This window comes from Pseudonocardia sp. ICBG601 (assembly GCF_020496245.1).
The window spans coordinates 1-7493 of record NZ_JAHLJA010000132.1 but is presented as its reverse complement, the minus strand read 5'-3'; the positions used below and the strand labels follow the sequence as shown (position 1 = coordinate 7493).

Here is a 7493-nt window from a genome sequence, read left to right as displayed (position 1 = left end):
CCCCGCCCGACCGCAGGCCGGCGGCGAGGACCGCGGCCATCCGGTGGGTGCGGGTGGCGATGTCGCGCAGCCCCGTCCGGGCCGTGGTAGACGCCGTAGCAGGCGGCCATGACCGCGAGCAGGACCTGTGCCGTGCAGATGTTCGAGGTGGCCTTCTCCCGGCGGATGTGCTGCTCACGGGTCTGCAGCGCCAGGCGCAGGGCGTAGTGGCCGTCGGCGTCGCGGGAGACGCCGACGAGCCGGCCGGGCAGCTGCCGGGCGTGGCGCTGCCCCACCGACAGGTAGCCGGCGTGCGGGCCGCCGAAGCCGAGCGGCACCCCGAAGCGCTGGGTGGAGCCGATCGCGGCGTCGGCGCCGAGCTCCCCGGGCGGGGTGAGCAGGGTCAGGGCCAGCAGGTCCGCCGCGACGGCGACGAGCGCCCCGCGGCCGTGGCGCGGCCTCGATGAGGCCCGACGGGTCGGCGACCCGCCCCGAGGCGCCCGGGTACGACAGCAGGACACCGAAGAACTCACCCTCGGGCAGCCACGCCGTCGGCGAGGTCGGCGACGACCAGCTCGATGCCGAGCGGCTCCGCGCGGGGTGCGCAGCACGTCCACGGTCTGCGGCAGCGTGTCGGCGTCGACGACGAACCGCGGGCTGGTCGAGCGGTTGGCCCGGCGCAGCAGCGTCATCGCCTCGGCGGCGGCGGTGGCCTCGTCGAGCAGCGACGCGCCGGCGACCGGCAGCCCGGTCAGGTCGGACACCATCGTCTGGAAGGCCAGCAGCGCCTCGAGCCTGCCCTGGCTGATCTCGGGCTGGTACGGCGTGTACGCGGTGTACCAGGCCGGGTTCTCCAGCACGTTCCGGCGGATCACCGACGGGGTGCGGGTCCCGTGGTAGCCGTAGCCGATCATCGGGACGGTCACGGTGTTGCGCCCGGCCATGGCGCGGAGCTCGGCCAGCATCTCGGCCTCGCCGACCGGCGCGGGCAGCGAGGCCCCGACCGGCTCGGCGTCGCGGATGGTGTCGGGCAGCGCGCGGGCGGCGAGCGCGTCGAGCGAGTCGACGCCCAGCACCTCCAGCATCCGGGCCAGGTCGCCGGGGCGGGGCCCGATGTGGCGCTCGGCGAACGGGAGCCCCCGCTCCAGCTCGGCGAGGGTGGGACGGTGCTCGGACGTCGGGCTCACGGCGCCTCCGGAGGTCGTCGGGCGGATTCGGGGCAGGGCAACTCGCCCTCCCCCTCTGTCCGTACCCGGAGACCGGGCGCCTGAGAGATTCACCGGAGGCTTCCGGCTTTCCCCGTCGGCGGACGGCTCCCCGCGTGCGCGGGTGACCCGTCGCTTTCCAGAGGCGTCTCGACCGCGCGGTCCGTGTGCCTGAGAGATTCCGGGAAGGGGTTGCTCCTTCGGCGCCCGGGCTCGTTCCCCGGGGCTCTCCCGCGCGGCGTCGACGACTACCGGGTCAGCCTACCTGCGTAGTTCTGCGGCGTCGCCGCCTGCGCCGTCTCGTCACACTCGTGTCATGTCGAACACCAGCGCTCCGAACACCACCCCGGCCACCACCGCCGCGTTCCACATGCAGGCGATGCTGTCCTTCGGCGTGTCCCTCGCCGCCGTCGTCGTCGGGACCGTCTACCTGCCCGTCGACGGCTGAGTGAAGGCGTTCCTCGCGATCGCCGTGCTGTACGCGATCACCTCGGCGTTCACCCTGGCGAAGTGTGTCCGGGACCGGCAGGAGTCCCTGACCGTGGTCAACCGGGTCGACCAGGCGCGGATGGAGAAGCTGCTCGCCGAGCACGACCCGTTCCGCTCGGTGGCGTGAGCGGATCCGCCTCAGAGCGTGTTTGGAAATGGTGGGTGTGTCGGGATGGTCGACACGGCTGGGGTGCTCCATCGTGGTCGGCATGCAGGAACGACCGCGCCGGTACCCCTCGGACACCAGTGATGCCCAGTGGGTGGTGATCGAGCCGTTGTTACCGCCGCTCGCGCGGCGGGGGCGGCCTGTTGCTCATGCTCGTCGGGACGTGCTGGACGCGATCTTGTATGTCGTGCGGACCGGGTGTGCCTGGCGGGCGTTGCCGGTGGACTTCCCGCCCTGGCAGACCGTCTACTGGTACTTCAACCAGTGGGAACAGCAGAAGGTCACCGAGAAGATCCTCCCGGTCGTGCGGGGGCAGTTACGTATCGCCGAGGGCCGTGATCCGGAGCCGAGTGCGGGGATCATCGATTCCCAGTCGGTCAAGGGCGCCGACACCGTCGGCCAGGACTCCCGCGGCTACGACGCCGGGAAGAAGACAGGCGGACGGAAACGGTTCATCGTGACCGACACCCTCGGTCTGCTGCTGACCACGATGGTGTGCTCGGCCTCGGTACAGGACCGCGACGGCGCCAAGCCGATCCTGCTCAACCTCTACCTGCGCACCAGGGTGCGGTTCGTCTACGCCGACGCCGGCTTCGCCGGGCGACTGCTCGACTGGGCCGCCACGATCCTGCAGACAACGATCGAGATCATCCGCAAGCCACCCGAGCAGCGCGGATTCACCGTCCTCCCACGAAGGTGGGTGGTCGAACGGACCCTGGCCTGGCTCACCGCACACCGACGCCTGGCCCGAGACTACGAACGCCACCCCACCACATCCGAAGCCATGATCCGCTGGGCCGCGATCAACACCATCACCCGCCGCATCGCCCGTGGATACCCCGCCACCCGCCAGCAGAAACACACGACACCCTCAACCCACTAGAATTTCCAAACACGCTCTCAGGAGATGGCCTCAGGAGATGGCGCGGCGCGCGCGGCGGCGCGCCAGCTCGTCCTCGGGGGCCTCGTCGACGGTGCCGCCGTCGGCCCGCTCGGCCGGGAAGTCCTTGATCACGCCGGAGATCTCGCGCATCGCCCCGGAGACGGCGATGCCGAACACGCCCTGCCCGCCCTGCAGCAGGTCGACCACCTCCTCCGGGGAGGTGCACTCGTAGACGGTGGTGCCGTCGGAGAACAGGGTGATGCCGGCGAGGTCACGGATCCCGCGCCGACGCAGGTGCTCGACGGCGATCCGGATGTTCTGCAGCGAGACACCGGCGTCGAGCAGCCGCTTCACGATCTTGAGGACGAGGACGTCCTTGAAGGAGTACAGCCGCTGGCTGCCCGACCCGGCGGCACCGCGGATGGACGGCACGACGAGCCCGGTGCGGGCCCAGTAGTCCAGCTGTCGGTAGGTGATGCCGGCGACCTGACACGCGGTCGGGCCGCGGAAGCCGACCAGGCGGTCGGTCACCCCGTCGAGCCCCGCACCGACGAGCGGGTCCGGGAACAGCTCTCCCTGACCCGGCCCCTCGGGTGGTGGCGTCTGCACCGCGCGGTCTCCTTCGTTCGGGACCGTGGACCGTCCTCTACCATGTGACTCTGGGTAGTGGGTGAGTTCCACGGATGTCATCAGTCGAGATGACGGTAGGCCCAGCGGCCGGGGTGGTCAACGCGGCTCGCCGACCTGGGCGTACCGGACACCCGGCCGGGTCGCCGGGCACACAGGGCGTACGGCCGCCGAACGGTCGGTGACGTCGGTGAACGGTCGGACCGCGGTCCGTGCGTTCCCACTGCCGGGTGACGGCGGTGGTGACCCGCACGGATCAGCCCGGCTGGGCACCGCGGAAGTCCTCCGGCGACACGGAGTCGAGGAACTCGCGGAACTTCTCGACCTCGTCCTCCTGCTCGTCGGGGATGACCAGTCCCGCCTCGGCGAGGACGCTCTCGTCGGCGTGCACCGGGACACCGATCCGGAGCGCCAGCGCGATCGAGTCGCTCGGCCGTGCGGACACCGTGACACCACCGTCGAAGATCAGCTCCGCGTAGAAGGTGCCCTCCTGCAGGTCGGTCACCCGCACCTGCTCGAGCCGCCGCCCGAGTGCTCCGATCACGTCCTTGAGCAGATCGTGGGTCAACGGCCGCGCGGGCTTGACCCCCTGCTGCTCCAGGGCGATCGCCGTCGCCTCCACCGATCCGATCCAGATCGGGAGGTATCGGTCGCCGTTCGTCTCCCGCAGCAGCAGGATCGGCTGGTTCGCCGGAAGTTCGACCCGGACGCCCACGACGCGCATCTCGCTCATCAGCCCGCCTCCCCGGCCCTGTCGGGCCTGTCGGACCACCCGGGTGGACACGCCACCCCGGCCGCCCTGATCGCCTTGCTCGCCCTGACCCGCGCGGTGGACCCGACGGCTCCGTGTCGTCACCGTGGTGTCGTTGCCACCGCACTGCCACCGACACCTGATGACGCTACACGGCGGTCCGCCCGGACGCGCGCCTCCGGACGGGGAGTGACGGGGTCCGTTCGACGATCGTCACACGCCCGTCGCGCACGGCGTGTCGGCTCGACACCCGCTGGTCCCCGTCCACGCCGAAGGCCCGCCGCACCAGGGGGTACCGGAGCACCCCCGGCCGCGACGGGCCGGTCACACGCGGGGCTCCGTGCACGGCGCCCGCGGCACCGCCGTCAGAGACGGCGGCAGAGACGGCGCGGACGGCGCCACCGCACGGGACCCGGGTCAGCCCTGGGCGCCGGGCTCGCGGGGCCCGGTCAGGAACACCAGGCGGAACTTGCCGATCTGCACCTCGTCGCCGTTGGCGAGCACGGCCGTGTCGACCGGCTCACGGTTGACGTAGGTGCCGTTGAGGCTGCCGACGTCGACCACGACGAACTCACCGGCGTCGCGGCGGAACTCCGCGTGCCGCCGGGAGACAGTGACGTCGTCGAGGAAGATGTCGCTGTCGGGGTGCCGGCCGGCGCTGGTGGTCGGCACGTCCAGCAGGAAGCGCGAGCCGGCGTTCGGACCGCGCCGGACGACGAGCAGCGCCGACCCGGCGGGAAGCCCGTCGACACCCGAGACGGCGGGCTCGGCGGCCGGCTGCTCGACGTCGGCGAGGAAGTCCGCCCGGAAGACCGACGTGGTCTCCGGTGCGCGCTCCGGTGGCACGTCGCGCGGGTCGTTCGTGGTCACCTCGGGGACTCCTCCTCGCGGATGCGGTACCCGGACGGCGTCCGGGCGGTCAGGTCTGTTCGGGGCCGGGTGTCCCGGCCCCTTCCGGACGACACGTCCAGGGGATGTGAACCTACCGGTCGGAGCGGCCGGGGCGATACGGAGGTCCGCGTGCCGTGCTGCGTGGTGCGGCGGGCGGCCGGCTCAGTCGCCGTCGGCCAGCTGGCGGTAGGCGTCGGCGTCGAGCAGGCCGTCGGGCGAGGCCCCGTCGGCCAGCCGGATCTCGACGATCCACCCGTCGCCGTAGGGGGCGGAGTTCACCAGCTCCGGGGCGGCGTCGAGCCCGTCGTTCACGGCGACGACCTCACCGCCGACCGGGGCGTAGATGTCCGACACCGACTTGGTCGACTCGACCTCGCCCATGGCGTCGCCGCGGCGAGGGTGTCACCGACGGTCGGCAGCTGCACGAACACGACGTCCCCGAGCTGCGACTGGGCGTGGTCGGTGATCCCGACCCGGACCACCCCGCCCCGCTGCGGCGCACCCACTCGTGGGCCTCGGTGTAGGACAGGTCCGACGGAATCTCCGAGCTCACGCCGCGGAGCCTATCCCCCGGCCCGGTCGTGATCGAACCGGGTCGCCGGGGCAGGGACGCCCGGCGCCGGGCGGCGCAGCGCCAGCCGGAACTGGGCCAGGTAGAGCAGCCCCGACCACAGGTAGAGGGCCACGCCCCAGATGGCGAAGGCGTTCGCGACGACACCGACCACGGCCTCGGCGGGTGTCGGGCCGTCGCCGAGCAGGAGCAGCGGAAAGGCGTAGAGCAGCACGAAGGTGGCGGCCTTGCCGAGGTAGACGACCTCGAAGGGGCCGTAGCCGCGGTGGCGCAGCACGAACACGCAGCCTGCGAGGACGACGTCGCGGGCGACCAGGGCGACCACCGCCCACCACGGGACGATGTCGCGCGCGGCCAGCCCGACGAGCGCGGCCAGGATGTAGAGGCGGTCCACGGCCGGGTCGAGCATGGCGCCGAACCGGCTGAACTGGTCCAGGACACGGGCGAGCTTGCCGTCGAGCCAGTCGGTGAACCCGCCGATCGCCAGCACCGCGACGGCCCAGCCGTCGGCCTCCGGGCCGAGCATCAGCCACAGGAACAGCGGCACCCCGGCCAGGCGCAGCATGCTGAGCGCGTTCGGGACGGTCCAGAGCCGGTCGTCGTCGGTGGGCGGGCCCACGGTGTCGTGCACCGAGTCCCGGACCGTGTCGCGCACCGTGTCCCGGACGGTGTCGCGGGCCTCGCGGACCGAGTCGGCGGCCTCGCGGGCGCTGCGGCGCACCGCGGGCCGCCCGTCCGGTGTCGCTCTCCCTGCCCACACCGGGCACCCTAGTCGTCGGGTCGGGGTGTGCGGGGCGCCCCGTCGGGGTGAGGATGGGGACATGACCGACACGAACGTCTCCCTCCGTGACATCCAGGCCCCGCTCAAGCAGCAGTACCGCGACGACCCGGAGTCGGCGGTCATCACCCTGAAGGCCGACGGCGACCTCGGCTCCGGTGTGGCGTGCAAGGTCTCCACCGGCCAGGCGATGGCCGAGGCGGGCCTGCACCCGGCCACCGGCGGCGACGGCACCCAGCTGTGCTCGGGCGACATGCTGCTGGAGGCCCTGGTGGCCTGTGCCGGGGTGACCCTGCGCGCGGTGGCGACCGCGCTGGAGCTCGAGGTGCACGGCGCCGTGCGGGCCGAGGGCGACCTCGACTTCCGCGGGCACGCTCGGCGTCGCGAAGGACGCCCCGGTCGGGTTCCGGGACATCCGGCTGTCGTTCGACGTCGACATCCGCGACGGCGACGCGCCCGCGGCGCAGGACAAGGTCGCGACCCTGGTGAAGCTGACCGAGCGGTACTGCGTCGTCCTGCAGACCATCCAGGGCAGCGCGGACCACCTCGGTCGCGGTCAACCCGGCCGCCTGACCCCGCCACGCCACCACCGCGCCGCCACGGACGGTGAACCCCGACGCCGGGAGCCACCGCCGTCCGGCGGACACCGGACAGCGCCGAACGGCCGTACGTCCTGGTCGGACCGGGTCTGCGCACCACCGTCGCCCGCCGGTGACGTTCCGCTCGTCGCGCGTCACCGTCGAGGTTCGGGCGCCTCGCACGCTCCGAGGTCTCGGGCCTCCGCCGAGGGCTCCGTACGGTTGATCCGTCCAGGAGTTCGTGACGGGGTGTGCCCGGCGCCGCGAGGAGCGGCGGCGGGGCGGGCGCGGCAGGTGAGACGTGATCAAGCTGGCGGGACGCGCTGACGTCCGGGGATCACGTGTGCGCGGTCCCGGACAGCACCGAGCACCTCGGGGAGCTCGCCGCCGCCTACGTCGGGCACGGTCTCGACCGGGGCGAGCGCATCCTATACTTCGACGACGACGGCGCCGCCGACGTCCTGCTCCGCCGTCTCGCCGAGGACGGCGTCGAGGTCGACGACCCGCTGCGCCGCGGGCCAGCTGGAGATCCTGCCCGCCGAGCGGACCCGGCAGACCTTCCGCACCCCGCTCGC

General features: G+C 72.7%; 8 protein-coding genes, 3 pseudogenes and 1 riboswitch. Of the genes and pseudogenes, 5 read left to right on the top strand and 6 right to left on the bottom strand.

All coding sequences use genetic code 11. The annotated features are described in order from the left end of the window. Positions 1 to 1166: pseudogene (locus KPL57_RS27310) on the bottom strand (glycine dehydrogenase (aminomethyl-transferring)); the annotation flags it as partial. Positions 1167 to 1333: 167 nt separating this feature from the next. Beyond that, a riboswitch (glycine riboswitch) is annotated at positions 1334 to 1428 on the bottom strand. Between the two features lie 72 nt (positions 1429 to 1500). Here KPL57_RS27310 and KPL57_RS70400 point away from each other — a divergent pair. The 3 genes and pseudogenes from KPL57_RS70400 to KPL57_RS27300 form a co-directional block, all read left to right on the top strand. After that, positions 1501 to 1632, top strand: a complete 132-nt coding sequence (locus tag KPL57_RS70400) for a hypothetical protein (RefSeq protein ID WP_308187881.1) — start codon at positions 1501 to 1503, stop codon at positions 1630 to 1632. Then, entirely contained in the window at positions 1633 to 1800 is a 168-nt protein-coding gene (locus KPL57_RS70395; RefSeq protein WP_308187882.1) for a YiaA/YiaB family inner membrane protein, read from the top strand. Positions 1801 to 1828: 28 nt separating this feature from the next. Next, a pseudogene (locus tag KPL57_RS27300) lies at positions 1829 to 2738 on the top strand (IS5 family transposase); the annotation flags it as partial. Between the two features lie 14 nt (positions 2739 to 2752). Here the strand turns inward: KPL57_RS27300 and KPL57_RS27295 are convergent. The 5 genes and pseudogenes from KPL57_RS27295 to KPL57_RS27275 all read right to left on the bottom strand — a co-directional run bounded on the left by KPL57_RS27295 (position 2753) and on the right by KPL57_RS27275 (position 6127). Beyond that, on the bottom strand, positions 2753 to 3331 hold the full coding sequence (locus KPL57_RS27295) for a MerR family transcriptional regulator (RefSeq protein WP_374203798.1): 579 nt from the start codon (positions 3329 to 3331) through the stop codon (positions 2753 to 2755). A gap of 274 nt (positions 3332 to 3605) precedes the next feature. Next, positions 3606 to 4082 (bottom strand): bifunctional nuclease family protein, encoded by a 477-nt coding sequence (locus KPL57_RS27290; RefSeq protein WP_020623535.1) that lies wholly within the window; start codon positions 4080 to 4082, stop codon positions 3606 to 3608. A 435-nt stretch (positions 4083 to 4517) separates the two neighbouring features. Then, on the bottom strand, positions 4518 to 4970 hold the full coding sequence (gene garA, locus KPL57_RS27285; RefSeq protein ID WP_062394962.1) for a glycogen accumulation regulator GarA: 453 nt from the start codon (positions 4968 to 4970) through the stop codon (positions 4518 to 4520). A 183-nt stretch (positions 4971 to 5153) separates the two neighbouring features. Then, positions 5154 to 5544 (bottom strand): annotated as a pseudogene (gene gcvH / locus KPL57_RS27280) (glycine cleavage system protein GcvH). Between the two features lie 10 nt (positions 5545 to 5554). Beyond that, entirely contained in the window at positions 5555 to 6127 is a 573-nt protein-coding gene (locus tag KPL57_RS27275) for a CDP-alcohol phosphatidyltransferase family protein (RefSeq protein ID WP_264198626.1), read from the bottom strand. A 256-nt stretch (positions 6128 to 6383) separates the two neighbouring features. On the opposite strand from KPL57_RS27275, the gene KPL57_RS27270 reads away from it, so the two are divergent. Together KPL57_RS27270 and KPL57_RS72820 are read left to right on the top strand one after the other, a co-directional pair. Further along, entirely contained in the window at positions 6384 to 6950 is a 567-nt protein-coding gene (locus tag KPL57_RS27270) for an OsmC family protein (protein ID WP_374203797.1), read from the top strand. Positions 6951 to 7259: 309 nt separating this feature from the next. Continuing rightward, the coding region (locus tag KPL57_RS72820) for an MEDS domain-containing protein (protein WP_226353675.1) at positions 7260 to 7493 on the top strand (234 nt) is incomplete at its 3' end.

Coding starts and splice junctions, on each gene's coding strand:
- KPL57_RS70400 (WP_308187881.1), top strand. CDS start 1,501: ATGTCGAACACCAGCGCTCCGAACACCACCCCGGCCACCACCGCCGCG.
- KPL57_RS27290 (WP_020623535.1), bottom strand. CDS start 4,082: ATGAGCGAGATGCGCGTCGTGGGCGTCCGGGTCGAACTTCCGGCGAAC.
- KPL57_RS27275 (WP_264198626.1), bottom strand. CDS start 6,127: ATGCTGCGCCTGGCCGGGGTGCCGCTGTTCCTGTGGCTGATGCTCGGC.
- KPL57_RS27270 (WP_374203797.1), top strand. CDS start 6,384: ATGACCGACACGAACGTCTCCCTCCGTGACATCCAGGCCCCGCTCAAG.